Here is a 21,898-nt window from a genome sequence, read left to right as displayed (position 1 = left end):
TTGTATTTTTAATAGTTTTTATCTATTTAATAAATATACGCCTAAAACTGCAATTATAAAGTAAACTGCTAAGGTCATCGCCCCTGCATAATCTTTTGCTAATCGTTGACCAATTAATAAAAAGATTAATGTTACTGCAGATAATTCTGCACCAATTAAAGCGATGTTATGATTTCCTGTTGTTGATAAGTGAAAAATTCCAACAAACATTAATGCACCTGCTAATAATTCCATCACTAAAATAACGGCTAATAAAATTGGTACTGAATTTTTTAAAGGTGAATCTTTAAAGTGGCCTCTAATAAAAGACAAATTTCCTTTCCAGTCACTCACTTTATCAATTCCCGATTGTAAAAAAGTAACGATTAAAAAAAGTAAGATTAAAATTTCTGTTATGCTTTGTTGTATAAGTTCCATGTAATTGATTTTTTACAAATATAATTTTAAAAAAAGAATTGTAACAATTATGAAAAAATTCGTCCTATAAATATCTACTATTAAGTAGTATCTTTATCAAAAAAATTACTAACATTTAAATATTAAAAACTATGTCAATTTACATGTATCCGGTTATTGCTATCGGGGTTATCGTTTTATTATCTTCATTTTTTATTGTTAAGCAACAAACCGCTGCGATTATTGAACGTTTTGGTCGTTTTCAAAGCATCCGTCAATCTGGTTTACAATTAAAAGTTCCTATTGTAGATAGAATTGCTGGAAAATTAAGTTTAAAAATTCAACAATTAGATGTAATTGTTGAAACAAAAACCTTAGACGATGTATTTGTTAAATTAAAAGTTTCTGTTCAATATATGGTAATAAAAGATAAGGTATATGATGCTTTTTATAAGCTAGATTATCCACATGATCAAATTACTTCTTATGTATTTGATGTTGTACGTGCAGAAGTACCTAAAATGCGTTTAGATGATGTATTTGTTAAGAAAGATGATATTGCAATCGCAGTAAAAACAGAATTGAATGATGCTATGATGGATTATGGTTATGATATTATAAAAACTTTAGTTACTGATATTGATCCTGATTCTCAAGTAAAAGCAGCTATGAACCGTATTAATGCAGCAGATAGAGAAAAAACTGCAGCTCAATACGAAGGTGATGCACAACGTATTTTAATTGTTGAGAAAGCAAAAGCGGAAGCTGAAAGTAAACGTTTGCAAGGACAAGGTATTGCTGATCAACGTCGTGAAATTGCCCGTGGATTAGAAGAATCTGTAGAAGTATTAAATAAAGTAGGAATTAACAGTCAAGAAGCTTCTGCATTAATCGTTGTTACACAACATTACGATACTTTACAATCTATTGGTGAAGAAACGAATAGTAACTTAATTTTATTACCAAACTCTCCTCAAGCAGGTAGTAATATGTTAAATGATATGGTAGCTAGCTTTACAGCAAGTAATCAAATAGGGGAAGCCATGAAAAAAGCTCAAGAGAAAAAAGACAAAGAATAATATGATATTATCAACTACACCTTCGTTAGAAAATAAACCTGCTAAAGAATATTTAGGTATTGTTACAGGTGAAACAATTATTGGTGCAAACATTTTTAAGGACTTTTTTGCTGGTATTAGAGATATAGTAGGAGGTAGGTCTGGTTCGTATGAAAAAGTTCTAAGAGAAGCTAAATAAATAGCTTTAAAAGAAATGACTGAAAGAGCTCGTAGCTTAGGAGCGGATGCAGTGGTAGGAATTGACTTAGATTATGAAACCGTAGGTGCCAATGGTGGTATGCTAATGGTCACAGCCTCAGGTACTACTATAAAAATATAACTAAAAATAAAAAACCGAAACATTAAATGTTTCGGTTTTTTTTATTTGTAATAAGTATTAATCTTATTTTTTATCTTCTGCTTTATCAGTATTCTCTTCATCTTCATTTTTAGTAGCATCTTTAAATTCTTTGATACCTGTTCCTAAACCTCTCATTAATTCAGGAATTTTTCTACCTCCAAATAATAATAATACTAATGCAACGACAATGGCTATTTGCCATGGTCCAATCATTCCTAAAAATATAGTAAGTAAATTCATTTTTATTAAATTTTTGCGCTACAAAGATACAAAATTAACTTCGGTGTTCAATTACTCCACCAATTACTTTTTTATCTCTAAATACTTCTGGTTTTCCTTTGTAAAAAATAGAACCTCCAAACGATACTTTAGCATCTAAAGTTTCACCAGATTGCACTTCTACTTTAGATCCAGATCCTGCTTTTACAATAGTCATCTCTTCTACTGATAATTTGTATCCGTGGTACATTCCTCCTAAATCTGCATTTACATTTTGATTCTTGGTTGTACCAGAAAGCTTAATAACAGCACCTGAAGAGCTTTTTACGTTTAAATGCTTAACATTCACCACAAGATTGATAAAAGCTCCTTCTTGGGCTCTAATTTCAACTTTTTGTTGATTAATGTCTTTACCTGTAATTGTCGCTCCTTCATTTGCATCAATTATTGATAAAGTTTTATTGTAATATAACGTTGCTTTAACTTTACCATCGGCAGTAGTTTCTGGGAATCTCAATAATACTTTTAAGGTAGTTCCATCTAACTTAATTTTAACCTTATCTGTTTTTTCACCTGTAACTATAATTTTAGAAACATCTGATTTAACAAGTTTTAAATCTATACCATTATAGACTTTTACAATTGAAAAGTCTCCTAAATTTTTAGTTATGGTTGTTTGAGCTGATGCTAAAACGGTCATCAAAAACAAACTTAATATTGCTAATTTCTTCATAATAAATTCCATTAGTTAATTGAGTATAACCAATAATTATACCAATACTATAAAGGTAAATGCTAATTTTTATTGTTTAAAGCTATCTAATTAATGTGAAATAAGGTTGAAATCAAGATGTTTACGCTCCAAATCGGTATGTTTAACTTTTACTACAACTTCATCACCTAATTGAATCATATTTTTGGTTGATTGTCCAATCACAGCATATTGTTTTTCGTCAAATATATAATAATCATCCTTAATATCTTTGATACGTACCATACCTTCACATTTATTAGATTTTATCTCTACATAAATTCCCCATTCAGTAACCCCAGAAATTACACCTTCAAATTCTTGATCTTTATGATCTTGCATGTATTTTACTTGCATGTATTTAATAGAATCTCTTTCGGCTTTAGAAGCTAATTCTTCCATTTTTGAAGAATGCTTACACTTATCTTCATAAATTTCTGCTTTTGGTGAATTTCCTCCATCTAAATAATGTTGTAATAAACGATGTGTCATTACATCGGGATAACGACGAATTGGTGAAGTAAAGTGGCTATAATAATCAAATGCTAATCCGTAGTGACCAATATTTTGTGTAGTGTATTCAGCTTTACTCATAGAACGTATTGCTAAGGTTTCTACCATATTAGCTTCCCCTTTTCCATGTACATCTGATAATAATTTATTTAAACTATCTGATGTTTTTTGGCGTGTTTCTGTATTGATTTTATAACCAAACTTGCTAACAATATTTTGTAATGATGCTAACTTTTCAACATCTGGTTCATCGTGTACTCGATACACAAATGTTTTCTTACTTGGTTTTCCACCAGAAAAACCTATGAACTCAGCCACTTTTTTATTTGCTAATAGCATAAATTCTTCTATTAATTTATTAGCATCTTTTGCTTCCTTAAAGAAAACTCCAGTAGGATTTGCATTTTCATCTAATTCGAATTTAACTTCAACTCTATCAAAAGAAATAGCTCCAGATTTCATGCGCTTTTTACGCATCTTTTTGGCTAATTCATCTAGTTTTAATGTAGCTTCTACTATTTGTTCATCAACTTCATAGGCTTCACCTGTTAAAGAAACATCAGCAGGTATAATATTATTTTTGTTTTCAATTATGGCTTGTGCTTCTTCGTAGGCAAAACGTTTATCAGAATAGGTAACTGTTCTTCCAAACCATTGGTTGATAACTTGTGCTTTGTCATTCATTTCAAATACGGCAGAAAAAGTCAATTTTTCTTCATTTGGTCGTAATGAACAAACTCCATTACTTAACATTTCTGGTAACATAGGTACCACTCTATCAACTAAATATACTGAAGTTGCTCTATCGTAAGCTTCATCATCTAAAATTGTCTTTGGTTGTAGGTAATGAGAAACATCTGCAATATGAATTCCTATTTCATAATTTCCATTTTCAAGTTTGGTAAATGACAAAGCATCATCAAAATCTTTTGCATCTTTTGGGTCAATAGTAAAGGTTAAATCACCACGCATATCTCTACGTTTAGCTATTTCTTCTTTAGTTATTTCTATTGGTAATTCAGAAGCTTCTTTTTCTACTTCTGTTGGAAACTCATACGGTAAACCATACTCTAATAAAATAGAATGAATTTCGGTATCATGGTCTCCTGGTCTTCCTAAAACTTGTGTAATTTTTCCAAACGGATTTTTAGAATTCTCAGGCCAATCAGTCATTTTAGCAACAACTTTATCACCATCTTCTGCACCATTAAGTTTACTTTGTGAAATAAAAATATCGGCATACATTTTATTGCTATCAGGTATCACAAATCCGAAGTTTTTATTCATTTGTAAAACACCAACAAATTCTGTTTTAGCTCTATCTATAATTTCAACAACATCTGCTTCTAATTTATTACTTCTTCGCTTTTTATAAACATAAGCTTTAACAGTATCGTTATGTAAGCCTTTTCCTAAATTTACTGAAGGAACAAAAATATCATGTTCGAAGTCATCAGAAATAAAATAGGCATTACCGTTAGAAGTAGCATCTAATGTACCAATATGATACTTACGATCTTCGTTTATTTGATATTTACCTCTGTCAACTTCTTTAATTTTTTGATTGGCTGTTAATTCAGCTAGTTTCTTAATAATCTGGTTTTTACCATCAGTATCAGAAACCTTCAATTTGGCAGCAATCTGCTTGTAATTATAATTTTTATTACTGTCTTCGTTAAGTATTTTGAAAATGTTTCGAGTAAGGTCTTTGATAACTTTCCCCTTTTTTTTGTAGATTTTTTTCTTTCTAGTCATTAATCTTTCGTCTTATTTAATTTTCAACCAAAGTACAAATAAAATTAATGCTAGTAATTTAAATAACTGTTATAAATTCATTTTGTACTTTTCCATTCTTTATTTAAAGTATTTGTATGAATAATTCTTGGTTTGGTATTGTTAATCCTGTAGCTGGTAATGGTAATTTTAATAAGTATTGGTCTGAAATTCAGCAGGGATTAAAAGCAAATGATATTACTTATGAATATGTTAAAACTGAGTATTCAAATCATGAAAAAATAATTGTTCAACAAGCTATTAATAAAGGGTATAAAAAAATAATTTCAGTAGGTGGTGATGGTACTTTGCACCATATTATTAATGGAATTATGACACAAAATACTATTAATTCAAAAGAAATAACTGTTGCTGTAATACCTTTAGGTACTGGTAATTACTGGATTAAAACCTATACTATTCCTAAAAATGTAAAAGCAGCTATTAATTTAATAAAGCAGGAAAGAACCATTTTTCAAGACATCGGTTACTTGGAATTATCAGATATTACTTCTTACTTTAATAATGTTGCAGGCATTGGTTATGACGGATATGTTGTTAATAAGTTGAATAAATTGAAAAGGTTTGGACCTATAGCCTACTTACTTAGCGGAATAGCAGGTTTATTATTCTACAAAAAAACTACTTTTAAAGTAGATATAGATAATAAATCAATTGAAACCGAGTGTTTAATGACTTTGTTTGGTATTTGTAAATATGCTGCTGGTGGTATGCAATTAACTGATTATAAAGACTCTAATAATGGATTATTTGATATAACCATAGCTAAAAATCTATCTTTTTGGGATTTATTGTTTTCTATAAAAAAATTATACAACGGAAAAATTCTTCAGCATAAAAAAGTAGAAACATATACTTCAAAATCATTGTTAATAACTCCAAAAAATAGAAATAATCTTCCTTATATTCAGGCAGATGGAGAGTTAATAGGTAAAGGGAAAGTAAGAGTTAGTATTATTAAAAGTGCTATTCGAATAGTAGTTCCTTAAAAAGTTAAAAAAAACTTAAATAAATTGTAACGTTTCTTAAACTCATACGTCTTTATAATAAGAAAGTCGTTATAAATGAAAAACTTACGCAAAATAATAGCGCTGTTTATTTTTATATTTATTACAGGAATTATCGTAACTGTAGTAAGTATCAATACGACTTTGAATAAAAAAACTCCTTCTGAAGTAGTTAAAGCTAAAGACACTCTTAACCTTATCAAAGCTTATAAAAAAGCCGTTTAAAGCACTTCTTTACATTTATTATCACTTATCAACAAACGTAGCATTAATGCCTTATTTTTTGCAATTTGCCTACTAGAAACACAGAAAAGGATTCTAATTTATTTAATCTCTCATCTTACAAGTAAATTATTTAAAGTTTGAAGTTCAAAAAAACTGTTGTTAACATATTATATAATATATATAAAAGATTTTTAAAATTAAAAAAAAGAAATGATTGTTATAATAGTGTGTTAATATGTAGCATAAAAAGTAGATTTTATTTTTGGTAAAGTGACTTATTAAAATAAATAAACAAGTTATTATTTGAATAAAATCTTAAAAATCAACTACAAAATGGAGTTATTAACAAAAGTTATAAACAGCAATTCACTAAAAATTATGAATAGTTAATTTCATTTTAAATGTAAAGAAAGGGTTAATTTTATGTTGATAAATGTTCATTAAAATATCAAAAAAAAAGTTGCATAATTAATTCTTGTTCTTGTATTGTAAAAAATATCTAGAAAATCAAATTTTCTTTTCAGAATCTACTACTAGTTCTTAACAATTTGGTAATACAGTTTAACCCCTTAATTTTAAAGAGGTTATTAAGAATGCTAAAAAAAGCATTGTTAATTACTGTTGATAACCGTGAATAACTGTATTTTTGTAGTTCACAACTGAATTAAAATCAACAAATTATGACAATCGCTGTAGGAAATGATCACGCAGGCACCGAATACAAATTTGAAATAGTTAACCTATTAGAAGAATTAGGACATAAGGTAATTAACTTTGGTACAAATGAAACCGATAGTATGGATTACCCAGATACCATTCACCCTACTGCTGAAGCTGTTGAAACTGGTCAAGCTGAAATGGGTATTATTTTGTGTGGAAGTGGCAACGGAGCGCAAATGACAGCTAATAAACATCAAGGTGTAAGAGCTGCTTTATGTTGGAATAATGAATTAGTTGAATTAACACGTCAACATAACGATGCTAATATTTTAACGATTCCTGCTCGTTTTGTATCGTTACAACAAGCCTTAGGTTTTGTGAAAGTTTTCTTATCTACAGAATTTGAAGGTGGTCGTCATGCTAATAGAGTAAATAAAATAGCTTGTGATTGCTAATGGAATTTAAAGTTAAAAATTTTCAAGAATTAACAACTTCAGAACTGTATGAATTACTTCAATTACGTTCTGAAGTTTTTGTTGTTGAACAAGATTGTGTATATCAAGATATTGATGGTAAAGATAAAAAAGCGTTACATGTTATAGGTGTAAAAGATGGTAAAATTATAGCCTACACACGATTATTTAACAGTGGTGAATATTTTGATACACCTAGTATTGGTAGGGTAGTAATAAAGGAAACCGAACGTAAATATGGTTATGGTCACGATTTAATTGAAGCTTCTATCAAAGCCATTGTTGATAACTACAAAACAACCACTATAACAATTTCAGCACAAACGTATTTACAGAAATTTTACGAATCTCACAGGTTTAAACAAGTAGGTGAAGGGTATTTAGAAGATGGTATTCCACATATAAGAATGGTTAGAAACTAGTTTCTAATTAAAGCAAAAGCACCATTTTTAGTTTCTCCATTAGTAAAAATTATTTGATACCAGTATGTATTACTAGGTAATGGTAATCCATTGTATAAACCATCCCAACCAATAGTATTTGCTTTAATCTTACTTACTATTTTACCAAATCTATCGGTAATATAAATATCTTTAATAAGATCGTTATTAGCGTTTACAACCCAAGTATCATTATTTCCATCGTTATTAGGTGTAAAGAAATTTGGTATAGTAATATCTTTTTGCTCAATCGTGATAGTAAAACTACTTTCATTATCACAATTTAAATTGGCTGGATTAGCATTATAAATAAAAATTATTTGTGATGAAGTTATAATATCTCCAGAGATTAATTGATTTCCATTACCTCCAGATTCAGTATAATAATTTCCGTTTGTTAGATTTGGTAAAGTAAATTCATTAATAGCAAAAACATCATTTAAAATATCAACATCAGGTGAATTGTTTATAGTAACCAAAAATGAAGATTCAATTGAACAAGATGGATTACTTGAATCTTCGTTATAAATAAAAATAGTTTGAGAAGTAGTAATAATATCTTTAGAATTTAATTGATTTCCATTACCTCCACTTTTGGTATAATATTTACCATTAGATAAATTAGGTAAAGAGTAATTATCACAGGTAGTAACATCATTAAAAGTATCTACTGTAATATTACATGTAGTTTGATTACATTCTGATTCATTATTAATAAAAGTAGATGTAGCATCGATAGAAATCCAATTTACTTCACTAAAATTTTTATCATCAACAAGAATACAATCCAAATTATTATTTGTTGTATTAAAACTGTTTCCAGGTATATTTTGATTAGCACCATTTCTTAAATCTAAAAAAGTGAGTTTATTGTTAGATACAACGAAGTAACTGATTTTTGGATTATTAGATAAATCCAATGATTCTAAATTTCCATCAGGAGCATAAAATTCTTCTAATATATTATTATTTGATACATCTATACTAGTAAATAAATTACCTCCACAACTTAATCTTTTTAAATCTTTATTTAATGATAAATTTAATTGATTTAGTAGATTATGTTCACACCATAAAAGATATAGATCTAAGTTCCTAGATATGTCTAAATCCTTTATTTTATTTAGAGAACACACCAATCTTTCTAACTTGATATTATCACTAACATCTATTTCATCAAGTAAGTTATCACTACAAAATAGATCAATTAATTTTAAATTATTACTAATATCTAGTGTTGTAAGATTATTCTCTGATATATTTAAATGTGTCAAATTTTTAAGGTTATCGAGATTTATAGAGGTAATAGAATTAGTATAACATATAAGTTTTGTTAAACTCTTAAAATCTTGTATACCTGTTAAGTCAGCAATATTTTTTTCTTGAATTTCTAATTCTAGTATGTTTTCAATATTACTGGTTAACACATAGTCATCTAAAGGACCAGAATCATATCCAAGATTTATTAATTCTTGTTCAAAATTATCATCGGGTACATAGGTTAATAGAGGAGCAGCACAATTATTACTAAACACAGAGTTGTCATCAATATCTATCCAGTTAGTTTTACTATAATTTTCATTATCTACCTGAAAACAAGTTAAATTAGGATTATCAATACAGGATAATTGAGTAATAGATGAATTATTACCGTTTTTAAAATTTACTTTTTCTAAAATTCCATGACTTAAATTAAGTTGTTCAATTTTAATATTTTTTGATAAATCTAATTCTGTTATACTTGAATTACCTATTGTTAAGTCTCTTATATTTATATTATTGGATAAATCGATTGAATTTACACTAGTGTTAATACAATAAAAATTTTCTAACTTCCTATTGTTAGAAATAATTAAACTTTCTAATAATGAATCACTATAAATATATAATTCTCTTAGATTGGTATTACTAGAAAGATCAATAGTCACAACTTCATTTAATTCAATAGTTAATTTTTCTAAAGCAATAAAGTCTTCAATACCCTGTAAGGATTTTATTTCCCATATATAAGCAGCATTTCCTGATATTGATAGGTTATTTATAGTACTGATATTATTAGTAGGAACATAATCATCTAAAGGACCAGAATCATACCCTAAATCAATTAAATATTGTTCAAAACCATCATCTGGTATATAAGTTAATAATTCAAAGGATCCACAAGATTCACTAAAAACATCTGAATTAGTTATACTTATCCAATTATTTATACTGTAATTTTTGTTATCAACTCTAAAACATTTTAAATTATAATTTCCTATGCATGAAAATTGGGTTATTGAATAGTTGTTATTATTATTTAAATTTATATTTTCAAAAATTCCGTAGTTTAAATCAATTTTTTTAATATTAGAATTTTTTGATAAATCTAAGTTTTTAATTTTTGTATTTCCTATTGTTAATTCTTTTATTTTTAAGTTTTTAGATAAATCTATTTTGTTTATACTATTGTTTTCTATAGTAAAAACTTCTAGCTTTATGTTTTTAGAGATATCAAAATTTTGTAACAAAGGAGCTCCATATATTTGAAAATCTATAAGATTAATATTTTTTGATATATCTATATTTTTTACGTTACTCCCAGCAATAATTTTTAAAGTATGTAATGAAACAAAATCTTGTAAACCTTCAAAGTTTTCTATTCCAAAATTATTAAGAAATAAACTTTCAATGTTATTTATATTTTTTGTAGGTACATAGTCATCTAATGGACCTGAGTCATAGCCATATCTAATTAGATAATTTTCAAAAGCATCATCGGGAACATAAGTATTTTGTGAGTAAGAAAATAAAGTAAAAAAGAAAAGTAAAAGAGTGATATATTTTTTCATAGCTTTTTATAAAGCTGTAAAAATAACAAACTAAATCAATTCTTCAACCTCTTTAACTTCACCAGAATCCATTTTACCTAATACAATATCACCCACGCGAACACGTACCAAACGAAGTGTAGGAAAACCCACTGCAGAAGTCATTTTACGTACCTGTCTAAATTTCCCTTCCGTTAAAGTAACCGATATCCATGGAGTAGGACCGTGACGAGCATCACGAATTTTTTTAGAACGTTCAGGAAAATTAGGAATGTCAATCATTTTAACCTTGCAAGGTTTAGTCATATATTTTTTTCCGTCAAAACCAATTTCAACACCATTTTTTAACTGTTCAACAGCTTCAAATGTAATTGCTCCATCAACTTGCACATAATACTCTTTTTCAACCTTGCCTCTTGTGGTAATAAAATCACTTACTTTTCCATCGGTAGTTAATAATAATAATCCTTCTGATTTTACATCTAACCTACCCACAGCCATAGTTCCTGAAGGAAAATTAAATAACTCTCCTAACAATTTATGTTTACCTCCTTTTTTTTGATTGGTAATAAATTGCGATAAAAAACCATAAGGTTTGTAAATCATGAAGTGACGATGGGTTGGCATCTTTTCTTTTTTTAAGAAGCACAATATTACAAAATGTAACATAAAAAGATAGGATATTAAAGCTAGTTTTTCATAACTTAGCCGTTCTTATTACTTAAAATAATTAGCACGATTTATGGCAGCAGATAAAGAAAAAGAAGCGAAATTAAAAGCGCTTCAACTTACACTAGATAAGTTAGATAAAACGTACGGTAAAGGAACCGTAATGAAGTTAGGAGATAGCCAAGTAGAAGATGTAGATGCAATATCGTCGGGTTCTTTAGGATTAGATTTAGCCTTAGGAGTAGGAGGATATCCTCGTGGAAGAATTATAGAAATTTACGGACCAGAATCATCAGGTAAAACAACATTAACCATACATGCCATTGCAGAAGCTCAAAAAGCAGGAGGAATTGCAGCTTTTATAGATGCAGAGCATGCTTTTGATCGTTTTTATGCTGAAAGTTTAGGCGTTGATGTTGACAACTTAATTATTTCTCAACCAGATCATGGTGAACAAGCTTTAGAAATTGCTGATAATTTAATTCGTTCTGGAGCTATAGATATTGTAGTAATTGACTCGGTTGCGGCCTTAACACCAAAATCTGAGATTGAAGGTGAAATGGGAGATTCTAAAATGGGACTTCATGCACGTTTAATGTCACAAGCCTTACGTAAATTAACAGGTACAATTAGTAAAACAAACTGTACGGTATTTTTTATTAACCAGTTACGTGAAAAGATTGGAGTTATGTTTGGTAACCCTGAAACAACTACTGGTGGTAACGCTTTAAAATTCTATTCATCGGTTCGTTTAGATATTCGTCGTAGAACACAAATTAAAGATGGTGATAAGGTAATTGGTAACAGTACCAAGGTTAAGATTGTAAAAAATAAAGTAGCACCACCATTTCAAATGGCTGAGTTTGATATTATGTATGGAGCTGGAATATCAAAAGTTGGTGAAGTATTAGATATTGGTGTAGATTACGGAATTATAAAGAAAAGTGGTTCGTGGTTTAGCTACGGAGATACTAAATTAGGTCAGGGTAGAGATGCTGTAAAAGGTGTTATTAAAGACAACCCAGAACTAATGGAAGAGTTAGAAAATAAAATAAAAGATGCTATTGAAAACCAAGATTAAGGTTTAAATTAAAAAGTTCTAACTATTACTAAAAAGCTGTTGAAATATTTCAACAGCTTTTTTTTGTACATTAAATGTTGTCAATTTAAGACAAAAGTAAAACACTAATCCTAGCATAAATTTGCATTGTGGAAACAAAAGAATTCTATAAAAACCGGTTACAGCAAGTTGTTTCTTATTTACGATCTAAATACAATGAAAAAATTTCTATTAAAGAACTTGAAGAGTTTTCAAACTTTTCATACAGAAATCTTCAAAGGGTATTTAAAGCATACTATAAAGAAACTATAGGAGCTTATGTTACAAGAATAAAAGTAGAAAACGGTGCTAAAATGTTAGTATACTCTTCTACAGAAATTAAATTAATAGCTGAAGAAGTAGGATATTCTGATGTACAAACATTTAGTAAATCATTTAAAAAGCATTTCGGAATTTCACCAGCAAAGTATAGAAATAAAAAAGAAGAATTATTTCAAAAAAAGAATCAAATAAATATAGAAATTATGCCTTTTTTTGAAGAAAAAATTACTGTTTTACCCACAAAAAAAGTACTATATACTACTTTTAAAGGAGATTATAATAGTACAAAGTTAACTACTATTTGGGATGAGTTTTTAGAAGAAGCATCTGCACAAAATATAAATATTAATACAGCTGAATGTTTTGGAATTATATGGGACGAACCCAGTATTTCAGAAACTATAAATTATGATTACGATGCTTGTATTGAAGTTAATTTTATAGAAAAAATACCTCAAAAAAAGTTTAAGATAAAAACGATTCCAGAACAATGTTATGCTGTATTTACACATGTTGGGTCATATCAAAGTATTTCTAAAACGTATGACAAAATTTTTACAAGATGGTTATTTACTACAAATTTTGAAGTTTCAGAAAAACCATTTATTGAAAAATATACGAAACATGAAGGGAACACAAGTAATGAAAGTGAATTCGAAACAGAAATTTATGTACCTTTAAAAAAGATGATTTCACAACACTAATAAAACATGAAAAAAATGAAGTTATTAACTATTTTATGCAGTATAGTTTTTACTATAAAATCTTGTTCGAGTGATGTAGCAATTACAAATAAAAACACTGAAATAAGCAGTCAAAAATTATATTACAACGCAAAAATATATACAGTAGATGAAAACAATCCTTTAGCAGAAGCATTATTGTTAGAAGGAAATAAAATAATCTTTGTAGGAACAAATAAAGAAGCAAAATTAAAAGCCAATAAAAATGCTAAGAAAATTGATTTAAAGGGAAAACTAGTATTACCAGGTTTTCATGATGTTCATATGCATCCTATGGAGGTAGGATCTACTACCACTGCTTTTGTGTTGAATGAAGAAGAAACTAATGCAGAAAATTATATTTCAACCATCCAAAAAGCTTCAAAGGACAATCCAAATGTTGAGTGGTTAATTGGTTTTGGACATTCTATAAATACACTATTTAATGCAAAAAGAAATCCATTAGAAATTATAGATGAAGCAGTTTCAGACAGACCTGTAATTATTATGGAACAAACATCACACTCAATGTGGATAAATTCTAAAGGTTTAGAGTTAGAAGGAATTACGAATTCTACAAAGAATCCTCAAGGTGGAATTATTATGAAAGAAGGAGGGAAATTATTAGGAATTTTAATAGATAATGCAGGCAATGTAGTTTTTCAGCAAGCAGTAGAATCATTAAAAGATACAGATGGTGAGTATGACGGAATGGTTTCTTATGTACTACCTGAATTAGCAAAATACGGTATAACATCAGTTTCTGATGCAAGAACTTACTGGAAAAGAAAACAACATAAAACTTGGAAAGATTTAGCTAATGATGGTAAATTAACTGCTCGATTTAATTTAGGTTTATGGGCATATCCAACCGAAAATGATAAAGAACAATTAGTATCGCTAAAATCATTGTTTTCTAATGATGAAAATAGCCTATTAAAAATTAATCAGATAAAGTTATATTCAGACGGAATAACACATAATACCACAGCAGCGTTACATTCAAACTACAAAGAAGACTTTTTTGGATTAAAAACAAATAACGGACTTAATTATTTTACACAAGAAAGGATTGCAAAGTATATTGAAGAACTAGAATCGGTTGGATTTGATTTTCACATTCATGCTATAGGAAATAGAGGGGTAACAGAAGCTTTAAATGCCATTGAACAAAGTGGAACCTCAAAAGGAAGACACCGATTAACGCATGTAGAAATGATAAACAATTCTGATTTAATTAGGTTTAAACAATTAAATGTAACAGCTGATGCTCAAGTAGCTGGAGATTTTACCCAACCACAATATTGGCATGAAAACAATCATTTACTAGGTGCAGAATTATCTGACAATCAAGTTCCAATAAAATCATTAAAAGAAGCTGGAGCTAGGATAACATTGAGTAGTGATTGGAACGTAAGTACTTTAAACCCGTTTGTAGGAATTCAGAATGCAGTTACAAGGGCACCACAAAATATATCGTTAAAAGAAGCTGTAAAAGCGTATACAATTAATGGAGCTTATGTAATGCGTCAAGAAGATAAAGTAGGGTCTTTAAAGGCAGGAAAACTAGCTGACTTCATCGTTCTTAATCAAGATATTTTTACAATTTCATCAAATACAATTAAAACAACTAAAGTAGTTTTAACGGTTTTTAATGGTAAAGAAATATATGAAAGTAAATAAATAAATTGTTTTGAAAATTATATAAAAAGAAGATTTAGTGTAAATCTAAACTAGTAAATAATTATACTGTTTTTATAAGTAATTTTGTATTTAAAAAGACAATGATTAATGTATCTAAAAGCATACAATTAAAAGAGATTTTGAGTTCCGATTCAACATCTCTTTTTAATTTAATGGAAGAAATATATCCTGCAGCATACAGTCATTTTTGGAAAGATGCAGGTAGTTGGTATGTGCAAACTCAATTCTCTAAAAGTAATTTAGAAAAAGAATTATTAGAAGATAAAACAAGCTACTATTTTATTCTTTACAACGGAGAAATAATAGGGGTTTTTAGAATTCTATGGGAAGAAAAATTATCAGGGCTTGAGAATAAAAAATCATTAAAACTCCATCGAATTTATTTACATAAAAGCACCCAAGGTAAAGGTGTTGGTAAACAATTATTAGCTTGGTTAGAAGAGGAAGCTAGAAAAAAACAATATGAATTAATATGGTTAGATACTATGGATGAGCAACCGCAAGCTTTTGAATTCTATAAAAAACTTGGGTACCAGTATCATTCACATTGTTTTTTAAACTTTGAATTATTGTTTGATGAAGTTAGAAAAATGAGTCAAGTATATAAAAGACTTATTTAAACTCCCGTGCTTCCAAAACCACCAGCACCACGTTCAGTTTCGTTTAAAACTTCTACTTCTTTCCAGTTTACACGTTCATGCTTTGCAATGACCAATTGTGCAATACGTTCACCATCATTTATAATAAACTCTTCATTAGATAAGTTCACTAAAATAACACCAATTTCACCACGGTAATCCGCATCAACAGTACCAGGAGAGTTTAATACAGTAATTCCTTTTTTAGCTGCAAGTCCACTACGTGGTCGAACTTGAGCTTCATATCCAACAGGAAGAGCAATAAATAAACCTGTTTTTATAATAGCTCTCTCTAAAGGTTTTAAAGTAATAGCAGCATCTATATTTGCACGCAAATCCATACCTGCAGAACCTTCGGTTTCATACGTTGGAGTTTGGTGTTTTGATTTGTTTATGATTTGTACATTCATAATTCTTGATTTTCAATTTTCAAATATAATAACCTTTAAGTTTAGAGAGTCGTTTATAGATTTCTTAATTTTGTAATACAAACAAATACTACTTATGAGCAATCAAACTAGAATAGCCGTTTTAGGAGGAGGAAGTTGGGCAACAGCTATTGTTAAAATGTTATCTGAAAACTTAGAAACTATTGGTTGGTATATGCGTAGCATATATGCTATTGAACATATTAAACGTAACAAGCATAATCCTAGTTATTTAAGTTCTGCAGAATTACACCCAGAGAAATTAGATTTGTCTGAAGATATAAACTATATTATTGAAAATTACGATGTGTTAATTTTTGCTATCCCATCTGCTTTTTTAAACACCGAGCTAGAAAAACTAACAACTTCTTTAGAGGGAAAAATTATTTTTTCAGCTATCAAAGGAATAGTTCCTGAATCAGGATTAATTGTTGGTGAACATTTTCATACATCATATAATATTCCATATGAAAATATTGGAGTAATATCAGGACCCTGTCATGCAGAAGAAGTGGCAATGGAGCGCTTATCGTATTTAACATTGGCGTGTCAAGATGAAGATAAAGCAAAAAACCTTAGTAAAGGTATAGCAGGACGCTATATTAAAACTAAAATATCTGATGATATTATTGGTACTGAATACGCAGCGATGTTAAAAAATATCTATGCCATAGCAGCTGGAATTGCTCATGGTTTAGGATATGGAGATAATTTTCAAGCAGTATTAATGAGTAACGGTATTCGTGAAATGAAACGCTTTATTAAAAAGATTCACAAAATGAAGCGTAATATTAATAACTCAGCATACTTAGGTGACTTATTAGTTACAGGCTATTCAACATTTAGTAGAAATAGAATGTTTGGAAACATGATAGGTAAAGGGTACACTGTGAAATCTGCAATGTTAGAAATGAGTATGGTTGCTGAAGGGTATTACGCAACAAAAAGTGCCTATAAAATCAATCAAAAAAACAAAGCTAAAACTCCAATAATCGACGCTGTTTATAACGTATTGTACGACAAAAAAGAAGCGAAAGATGAGTTTTTAAAGTTAACAAATAGATTAGATTAGTTGTTTGCATTTGTACAAATAATCCTTCTTAATATATAATTAAGAAGCCCCATCAATCGCTTCTAATAAATTGAGTTGTGTATAGGTCTTGTATACAAGATACAATAGTAACAAATTTAGTTTAAAAATCTGATTAACAAAGTTTTTAATTAAATATATTACAAATTAAAAATAGAGTATAAATTCACTTTTAATTGTATTTTTGTTACTTTTAGTTTAAAATTAAACAAGTATGAAAACAATTCAAGAAGCTGTTGAAATTACCATCAGAAAAACTCCTTTTATAGAAGAGGCTTTAAATGAGAAGTTAATTAATGTATCATCGTTAGCAAGAGAAATTTTACCAGAAGTTTCTAAATTGTTAAAAAAAGAAGTAAAAGTTGGTGCAGTTATGATGGCTATTAATAGGTTATCTCCAGCAAACGAATTGAGAGTTCGTAAAAATATTAAACGACTTGCATTGAATTTAGGAGATGTAATTGTACGTTCAGATTTGTGCGATTTCACTTTTAAAAATACCACATCATTACTAAAAGAAATTGCTAAAATTTTAAGTAAATCAGCTGATAGTAAAGATTATTTTTTAACGGTTTCTCAAGGTATTTTTGAAACAAATATTGTTACAAGTAAAAATTTAAAACCTTTTGTTGAAGAAATTTTTAAGAAAGAAGCACTAATTAATAATGTAAACGATTTAGCTTCTATAACCATAAAACTTCCAAAAGGAAACTTAGATCAATCAGGTATTTATTATTTCATTTTAAAACAATTTGCTTGGGCAAATATAGCGGTACAAGAAGTAATTTCTACGACACATGAAATGACCATAGTGGTAAAAGAAAGAGATGTTAATGAAACATTTGCCATTTTAATGGATTTGAAACTAAATTAATTAATGGAAAAAAAAGATCCCTACGCTTCCCTAAGAATCAAAGAGTTTAATATTTTTCTTTTAGTACGATTTGCCCTAGTATTTGCATGGTCTATGCAATTTATTATTATAGAATGGCAAGTATATAGTATCACTAAAAATCCATTATCACTAGGAATTATAGGTCTAATGGAGGTAATTCCAGCAGTATCTATGGCGCTGTTTGCAGGTCATATTGTAGATCAAAAAGAAAAGAGGAATTTATTAGCGCTGTGCATTGGGTTATTTTCACTAATTAGCTTAGGACTATTCTTTTTAACCCTACCTAGTTTTATTGAAGGATGGAATAAGAACACAGTACTATACGCTATTTATGCTTTGGTATTTTTTGGTGGATTGTTACGTTCATTTTTTGGACCAACTATATTTTCATTAATTGCATTAATAGTACCTAAAAAATTATACCCAAACGCAGCAACTTGGAGTAGTTCAACATGGCAAATAGCTTCTGTACTAGGACCTGCTTTTGCAGGATTTACCATTTCTTGGATTGGAGTACATTGGTCATTATGTGTTGTATTTGGTTTAGTATCTATATCATTTCTAACAGTATTTTTCATTAAAAAGAAACCAATTTTAAACCCTAAAATTGGTGAGCCAGTGATGAAAAGTTTAAAAGAAGGAGTACGTTTTGTGTATAAAACAAAAGCTATTTTAGGAGCGCTTACGTTAGATATGATTTCAGTATTATTTGGTGGGGCAGTAGCATTGCTTCCAGTATATGCTCAAGATATATTAAAAGTAGGACCGGAAGGTTTTGGCGCTTTACGTGCTGCACCAGCCATAGGAGCTTTTTTAACAATGTTAATAACTGCTTACATACCTATTAGTAGAAATGCAGGAATGAAGCTTTTAGCAGCTATATTTGGTTTTGGAATTTGTATTATCGTATTTGGATTGTCTTCTGTTTTCTGGATTTCAATTGTAGCGCTATTTTTTAGTGGTGTAACTGATGGAGTTTCGATGGTGATTCGCCAAACAATATTACAATTAAAAACACCAGATCATATGCGTGGTAGAGTAGCTTCAGTAAACTCTATGTTTGTTGGTTCTTCTAACGAATTAGGAGCTTTTGAAAGTGGTGTAACAGCAAAATTAATGGGTACCGTTACAGCTGTTGTTTTTGGTGGTACCATGACCTTAATTACCGTTATTACTACGGGAGTTTTAAACCCAACGTTACGAAAGTTAGATTTAACTAAAGATTTAGAAGAGCATGAGAAGGAAGAATAACAAGTTAACTATTTGAGTAGAATAAAATAAAAATGCCCAGAAGCTATGTTTCTGGGCATTTTATTTTTAATAAGTAAATCAATTATGACATATCAAAATAATTGATTTTTGTAATTTTTTTAGTTGCTTGATCAAAATCTATGTTAATAAAGACATCACAACTATCACACTCGGCATATAAAATACTTTTAGATCCATTTCTACCAGTGCTTAAGGTAACATCACCTAATTTACTAATAGAATCCCCTACAGCAACTGTAATTCCTTTAATTGTAAAAGAGGCTTCATTACTTAAAACATCTAAAGACTCGATGTAAGGCTTTCTTCCAGATGTAGAAAAATCAAGTTTTAATCCATTAAATCTAAAATAGTAGTAAAAACCGTTATCTTCATAAGAAGTAGTTGCACCTAATAAAGATTCTACTTTTGCTTGTTTTCCAAAGGTCTTTTTTATATCAGTTAAAGCAATATTATTTATTTTAATATTATCAAAATCTGAATTAGAAATAATATTAGTTTGACTTTTTGCTATAAGAGTGGTTAATAGAAAAAATACTAGTACTAGTTGTTTCATATCACTTAAAAAATTAATTGTACAAACCTTTTTTGTAGCTAAATTTTGCAGTCGCCAAAGATATAATACTCGATTAATTTTCTAGATAAAAACTAGTTAAAATTTAAAGTTAAAGCTATTTTTTTATCCAACTCTTGTTTGTGCTTTAAAGTTGTGTTTTTAGTCCAATTAAAACGTTCTGTAAACTCTTGAATAACAAAGTTTTTGTATAGATCTACACTTGGTTTATCAAAAAACAAACGACCTGTTCTTCGCATAAAAAAGTCAGTAGGAGTACAGGTCATTTCATGTTTTATAGTAAACCATACCTCAGCTTTTAATAAACGTTCTTGTATATTTTTTTCATTTAGCTCATCAAACTTATCTAAAATAAGCTCAGTTTGTTTACCATAGTTGTGCACTAAATAGCTAGCATCTTTTTCTGAAAAACCAAATGATTTTATACGTTTATAAACCTGATTACTATATAATTTTACTGATTTATAATTTTGAAAAGGTCCTCCTGATAAAACAATTTCTTCAGTTTGAATTGGGTCAAATTCTACTTCAAAGCGACGTTTCATTTTTTTAGCAACAATATCTACAATACGTTCTGCCATTTTTCTGTAACCCGTTAATTTACCCCCTGCAATAGAAATTAATTTGGTATCAGACACAAAAATTTCATCTTTACGAGACAATTCCGAAGCCGATTTTCCTTCTTCATGAATTAACGGACGTAATCCTGCCCAAGATGATTGAATATCATCCATAGTTAATTGGATATCAGGAAACATATTATTTACCGCTTCAATTAAATATAAAGCATCTACCATTGAAGTTTCAACGGAATCTTTGTCTTGTTGATAATTGGTGTCTGTAGTTCCGAAATAGGTTACTTTTCCACGAGGAATAGCAAACATCATACGACCATCAGGAATATCAAAATACACCGATTGTTTTACAGGTAATTTTTCATGCGGTACAACCAAGTGAACTCCTTTGGTTAAATGTAAACGCTTTCCAATTTTTGAATTGTTTATTTGACGTAATTCATCTACCCAAGGGCCTGCTGCATTTACTACATATTTAGCTTTGATATCGTAACTTTCATCAGTAAAAGTATCAGTTACCTTAGCACCTACGACACGTTTATTTTCGTAAATAAATTCGTCTGCGTGCGTATAGTTAAGTATTTGTGCATCGTATTGGCTAGCAGTTTTTAAAACTTCAATAGTTAAACGAGCGTCATCCGTACGATATTCAGCATAAAAACCAGCGCCATTTAAAATACTTTCAGGTAACAAAGGTTCTTTTTCTAATGCTTCCTTTTTATCAAGCATTTTACGTTTATCATCTCCTTCAACAGAAGCTAGTACATCATATACTTTTAATCCGATAGATGTTAACCATGAACCGTAAGTTCCGCCGTCAATTAATGGTAAAATCATTTTTTCAGGAATTACCAAGTGCGGAGCTAGTTTATGAACAATAGCACGTTCAGTACCTACTTCTTTCACCAACCAAAAATCAAACTGTTTTAAGTAGCGTAAACCTCCATGAATTAGTTTGGTAGATTTACTTGAAGTACCCGAAGCAAAGTCATTTTTTTCTATTAAGGCAACTTTCATTCCGCGTGATGCTGCATCTAAAGCAATACCTGCACCAGTAATACCACCGCCAATTACTAGAATATCAAATTCTGTTGTTTGTAATTCTTGTTGAATGTTTTTTCTATTGAAAGAAGAGAAATTATTCATAGAGCTGTTTTTATCAACCAAAAATAAGAATAAAAAGAAACGATAGGTATAAAAAAAGAGCTGAAATTATCAGCCCTTTCAGAAGTCGCCCCCGCAACTA

At 29.2% G+C, this 21,898-nt stretch carries 21 protein-coding genes and 1 pseudogene; 13 read left to right on the top strand and 9 right to left on the bottom strand.

The features are described from left to right. Positions 1-18: 18 nt before the first annotated feature. Positions 19-417, bottom strand: a complete 399-nt coding sequence (locus C7448_RS01765; protein WP_115899641.1) for a DoxX family membrane protein — start codon at positions 415-417, stop codon at positions 19-21. Between the two features lie 131 nt (positions 418-548). Here C7448_RS01765 and C7448_RS01760 point away from each other — a divergent pair, with 131 nt between their 5' ends. Further along, the gene (locus C7448_RS01760) at positions 549-1,475 is read left to right on the top strand and encodes an SPFH domain-containing protein (protein ID WP_115899640.1); all 927 of its coding nucleotides are present in this window, start codon (positions 549-551) and stop codon (positions 1,473-1,475) included. Between the two features lies 1 nt (position 1,476). After that, positions 1,477-1,794, top strand: a pseudogene (locus C7448_RS01755) (heavy metal-binding domain-containing protein). A 63-nt stretch (positions 1,795-1,857) separates the two neighbouring features. Here C7448_RS01755 and C7448_RS01750 read toward each other — a convergent pair. From C7448_RS01750 to rnr, 3 genes are all read right to left on the bottom strand, one after another. Then, the gene (locus C7448_RS01750) at positions 1,858-2,055 is read right to left on the bottom strand and encodes a Sec-independent protein translocase subunit TatA/TatB (protein ID WP_115899639.1); all 198 of its coding nucleotides are present in this window, start codon (positions 2,053-2,055) and stop codon (positions 1,858-1,860) included. A gap of 34 nt (positions 2,056-2,089) precedes the next feature. Next, positions 2,090-2,767 carry a head GIN domain-containing protein gene (locus C7448_RS01745; protein ID WP_115899638.1) on the bottom strand — a complete coding sequence of 226 codons (678 nt, stop codon included), beginning with the start codon at positions 2,765-2,767 and terminating at the stop codon, positions 2,090-2,092. A 90-nt stretch (positions 2,768-2,857) separates the two neighbouring features. Further along, on the bottom strand, positions 2,858-5,053 hold the full coding sequence (rnr, locus tag C7448_RS01740) for a ribonuclease R (protein WP_115899637.1): 2,196 nt from the start codon (positions 5,051-5,053) through the stop codon (positions 2,858-2,860). Positions 5,054-5,169: 116 nt separating this feature from the next. Here rnr and C7448_RS01735 point away from each other — a divergent pair, with 116 nt between their 5' ends. The 4 genes from C7448_RS01735 (at position 5,170) to C7448_RS01725 (ending at position 7,879) form a co-directional block, all read left to right on the top strand. After that, positions 5,170-6,081, top strand: a complete 912-nt coding sequence (locus tag C7448_RS01735; protein ID WP_115899636.1) for a diacylglycerol/lipid kinase family protein — start codon at positions 5,170-5,172, stop codon at positions 6,079-6,081. 75 nt (positions 6,082-6,156) lie between these two features. Further along, complete coding sequence (locus C7448_RS15760) at positions 6,157-6,324, top strand: hypothetical protein (protein ID WP_170136987.1); 168 nt, start codon at positions 6,157-6,159, stop codon at positions 6,322-6,324. Between the two features lie 680 nt (positions 6,325-7,004). Then, a complete protein-coding gene (gene rpiB, locus C7448_RS01730; RefSeq protein WP_115899635.1) occupies positions 7,005-7,439 on the top strand; it encodes a ribose 5-phosphate isomerase B in 435 nt (144 codons plus the stop codon). Then, positions 7,439-7,879 (top strand): GNAT family N-acetyltransferase, encoded by a 441-nt coding sequence (locus tag C7448_RS01725; RefSeq protein ID WP_115899634.1) that lies wholly within the window; start codon positions 7,439-7,441, stop codon positions 7,877-7,879. The genes rpiB and C7448_RS01725 overlap by 1 nt, the downstream gene beginning before the upstream one ends. Here C7448_RS01725 and C7448_RS01720 read toward each other — a convergent pair. Then, positions 7,876-10,728, bottom strand: coding sequence for a T9SS type B sorting domain-containing protein (locus C7448_RS01720; protein WP_115899633.1), 2,853 nt, complete (start codon positions 10,726-10,728; stop codon positions 7,876-7,878). The genes C7448_RS01725 and C7448_RS01720 overlap by 4 nt on opposite strands. Before the next feature lie 30 nt (positions 10,729-10,758). Continuing rightward, on the bottom strand, positions 10,759-11,334 hold the full coding sequence (locus tag C7448_RS01715) for a pseudouridine synthase (RefSeq protein ID WP_115899632.1): 576 nt from the start codon (positions 11,332-11,334) through the stop codon (positions 10,759-10,761). Positions 11,335-11,449: 115 nt separating this feature from the next. Between C7448_RS01715 and recA the strand changes: the two genes are divergently transcribed. The 4 genes from recA to C7448_RS01695 all read left to right on the top strand — a co-directional run bounded on the left by recA (position 11,450) and on the right by C7448_RS01695 (position 15,803). Beyond that, positions 11,450-12,457, top strand: coding sequence for a recombinase RecA (recA, locus tag C7448_RS01710; RefSeq protein ID WP_115899631.1), 1,008 nt, complete (start codon positions 11,450-11,452; stop codon positions 12,455-12,457). Positions 12,458-12,585: 128 nt separating this feature from the next. Continuing rightward, positions 12,586-13,461, top strand: coding sequence for an AraC family transcriptional regulator (locus C7448_RS01705; RefSeq protein ID WP_115899630.1), 876 nt, complete (start codon positions 12,586-12,588; stop codon positions 13,459-13,461). A 15-nt stretch (positions 13,462-13,476) separates the two neighbouring features. Beyond that, a complete protein-coding gene (locus C7448_RS01700; RefSeq protein ID WP_211321876.1) occupies positions 13,477-15,162 on the top strand; it encodes an amidohydrolase in 1,686 nt (561 codons plus the stop codon). A gap of 101 nt (positions 15,163-15,263) precedes the next feature. Continuing rightward, positions 15,264-15,803 carry a GNAT family N-acetyltransferase gene (locus C7448_RS01695; protein WP_115899628.1) on the top strand — a complete coding sequence of 180 codons (540 nt, stop codon included), beginning with the start codon at positions 15,264-15,266 and terminating at the stop codon, positions 15,801-15,803. Here the strand turns inward: C7448_RS01695 and dut are convergent. Next, entirely contained in the window at positions 15,800-16,231 is a 432-nt protein-coding gene (gene dut, locus C7448_RS01690) for a dUTP diphosphatase (protein ID WP_115899627.1), read from the bottom strand. The two genes, C7448_RS01695 and dut, sit on opposite strands and share 4 nt — an antisense overlap. Before the next feature lie 94 nt (positions 16,232-16,325). Here dut and C7448_RS01685 point away from each other — a divergent pair, with 94 nt between their 5' ends. From C7448_RS01685 to C7448_RS01675, 3 genes are all read left to right on the top strand, one after another. Beyond that, the gene (locus tag C7448_RS01685; RefSeq protein ID WP_115899626.1) at positions 16,326-17,321 is read left to right on the top strand and encodes an NAD(P)H-dependent glycerol-3-phosphate dehydrogenase; all 996 of its coding nucleotides are present in this window, start codon (positions 16,326-16,328) and stop codon (positions 17,319-17,321) included. 232 nt (positions 17,322-17,553) lie between these two features. Next, on the top strand, positions 17,554-18,213 hold the full coding sequence (locus tag C7448_RS01680) for a hypothetical protein (protein ID WP_099214943.1): 660 nt from the start codon (positions 17,554-17,556) through the stop codon (positions 18,211-18,213). Positions 18,214-18,216: 3 nt separating this feature from the next. Continuing rightward, positions 18,217-19,485 (top strand): MFS transporter, encoded by a 1,269-nt coding sequence (locus C7448_RS01675; RefSeq protein WP_115899625.1) that lies wholly within the window; start codon positions 18,217-18,219, stop codon positions 19,483-19,485. Positions 19,486-19,567: 82 nt separating this feature from the next. On the opposite strand, the gene C7448_RS01670 is transcribed toward C7448_RS01675, so the two are convergent. Continuing rightward, a complete protein-coding gene (locus C7448_RS01670) occupies positions 19,568-20,059 on the bottom strand; it encodes a hypothetical protein (protein WP_115899624.1) in 492 nt (163 codons plus the stop codon). 92 nt (positions 20,060-20,151) lie between these two features. Next, positions 20,152-21,798, bottom strand: a complete 1,647-nt coding sequence (locus C7448_RS01665) for a glycerol-3-phosphate dehydrogenase/oxidase (RefSeq protein WP_115899623.1) — start codon at positions 21,796-21,798, stop codon at positions 20,152-20,154. Positions 21,799-21,898 lie beyond the last annotated feature (100 nt).

It is taken from the genome of Tenacibaculum gallaicum (genome assembly GCF_003387615.1).
Lineage (GTDB): Bacteria > Bacteroidota > Bacteroidia > Flavobacteriales > Flavobacteriaceae > Polaribacter > Polaribacter gallaicus.
The sequence above is the reverse complement of the archived record's forward strand: the minus strand, read 5'-3'. Positions and strand labels throughout refer to the sequence as shown.

Bases quoted from the DNA above. Each gene is read 5' to 3' on its own strand.
- C7448_RS01720 (WP_115899633.1), bottom strand. From the start codon at position 10,728: ATGAAAAAATATATCACTCTTTTACTTTTCTTTTTTACTTTATTTTCT.
- C7448_RS01735 (WP_115899636.1), top strand. From the start codon at position 5,170: ATGAATAATTCTTGGTTTGGTATTGTTAATCCTGTAGCTGGTAATGGT.
- C7448_RS01695 (WP_115899628.1), top strand. From the start codon at position 15,264: ATGATTAATGTATCTAAAAGCATACAATTAAAAGAGATTTTGAGTTCC.
- C7448_RS01750 (WP_115899639.1), bottom strand. From the start codon at position 2,055: ATGAATTTACTTACTATATTTTTAGGAATGATTGGACCATGGCAAATA.
- rpiB (WP_115899635.1), top strand. From the start codon at position 7,005: ATGACAATCGCTGTAGGAAATGATCACGCAGGCACCGAATACAAATTT.
- C7448_RS01665 (WP_115899623.1), bottom strand. From the start codon at position 21,798: ATGAATAATTTCTCTTCTTTCAATAGAAAAAACATTCAACAAGAATTA.
- C7448_RS15760 (WP_170136987.1), top strand. From the start codon at position 6,157: ATGAAAAACTTACGCAAAATAATAGCGCTGTTTATTTTTATATTTATT.
- C7448_RS01745 (WP_115899638.1), bottom strand. From the start codon at position 2,767: ATGAAGAAATTAGCAATATTAAGTTTGTTTTTGATGACCGTTTTAGCA.
- recA (WP_115899631.1), top strand. From the start codon at position 11,450: ATGGCAGCAGATAAAGAAAAAGAAGCGAAATTAAAAGCGCTTCAACTT.
- C7448_RS01675 (WP_115899625.1), top strand. From the start codon at position 18,217: ATGGAAAAAAAAGATCCCTACGCTTCCCTAAGAATCAAAGAGTTTAAT.
- C7448_RS01685 (WP_115899626.1), top strand. From the start codon at position 16,326: ATGAGCAATCAAACTAGAATAGCCGTTTTAGGAGGAGGAAGTTGGGCA.
- dut (WP_115899627.1), bottom strand. From the start codon at position 16,231: ATGAATGTACAAATCATAAACAAATCAAAACACCAAACTCCAACGTAT.
- C7448_RS01700 (WP_211321876.1), top strand. From the start codon at position 13,477: ATGAAGTTATTAACTATTTTATGCAGTATAGTTTTTACTATAAAATCT.
- C7448_RS01680 (WP_099214943.1), top strand. From the start codon at position 17,554: ATGAAAACAATTCAAGAAGCTGTTGAAATTACCATCAGAAAAACTCCT.
- C7448_RS01725 (WP_115899634.1), top strand. From the start codon at position 7,439: ATGGAATTTAAAGTTAAAAATTTTCAAGAATTAACAACTTCAGAACTG.
- C7448_RS01670 (WP_115899624.1), bottom strand. From the start codon at position 20,059: ATGAAACAACTAGTACTAGTATTTTTTCTATTAACCACTCTTATAGCA.
- rnr (WP_115899637.1), bottom strand. From the start codon at position 5,053: ATGACTAGAAAGAAAAAAATCTACAAAAAAAAGGGGAAAGTTATCAAA.
- C7448_RS01760 (WP_115899640.1), top strand. From the start codon at position 549: ATGTCAATTTACATGTATCCGGTTATTGCTATCGGGGTTATCGTTTTA.
- C7448_RS01765 (WP_115899641.1), bottom strand. From the start codon at position 417: ATGGAACTTATACAACAAAGCATAACAGAAATTTTAATCTTACTTTTT.
- C7448_RS01715 (WP_115899632.1), bottom strand. From the start codon at position 11,334: ATGCCAACCCATCGTCACTTCATGATTTACAAACCTTATGGTTTTTTA.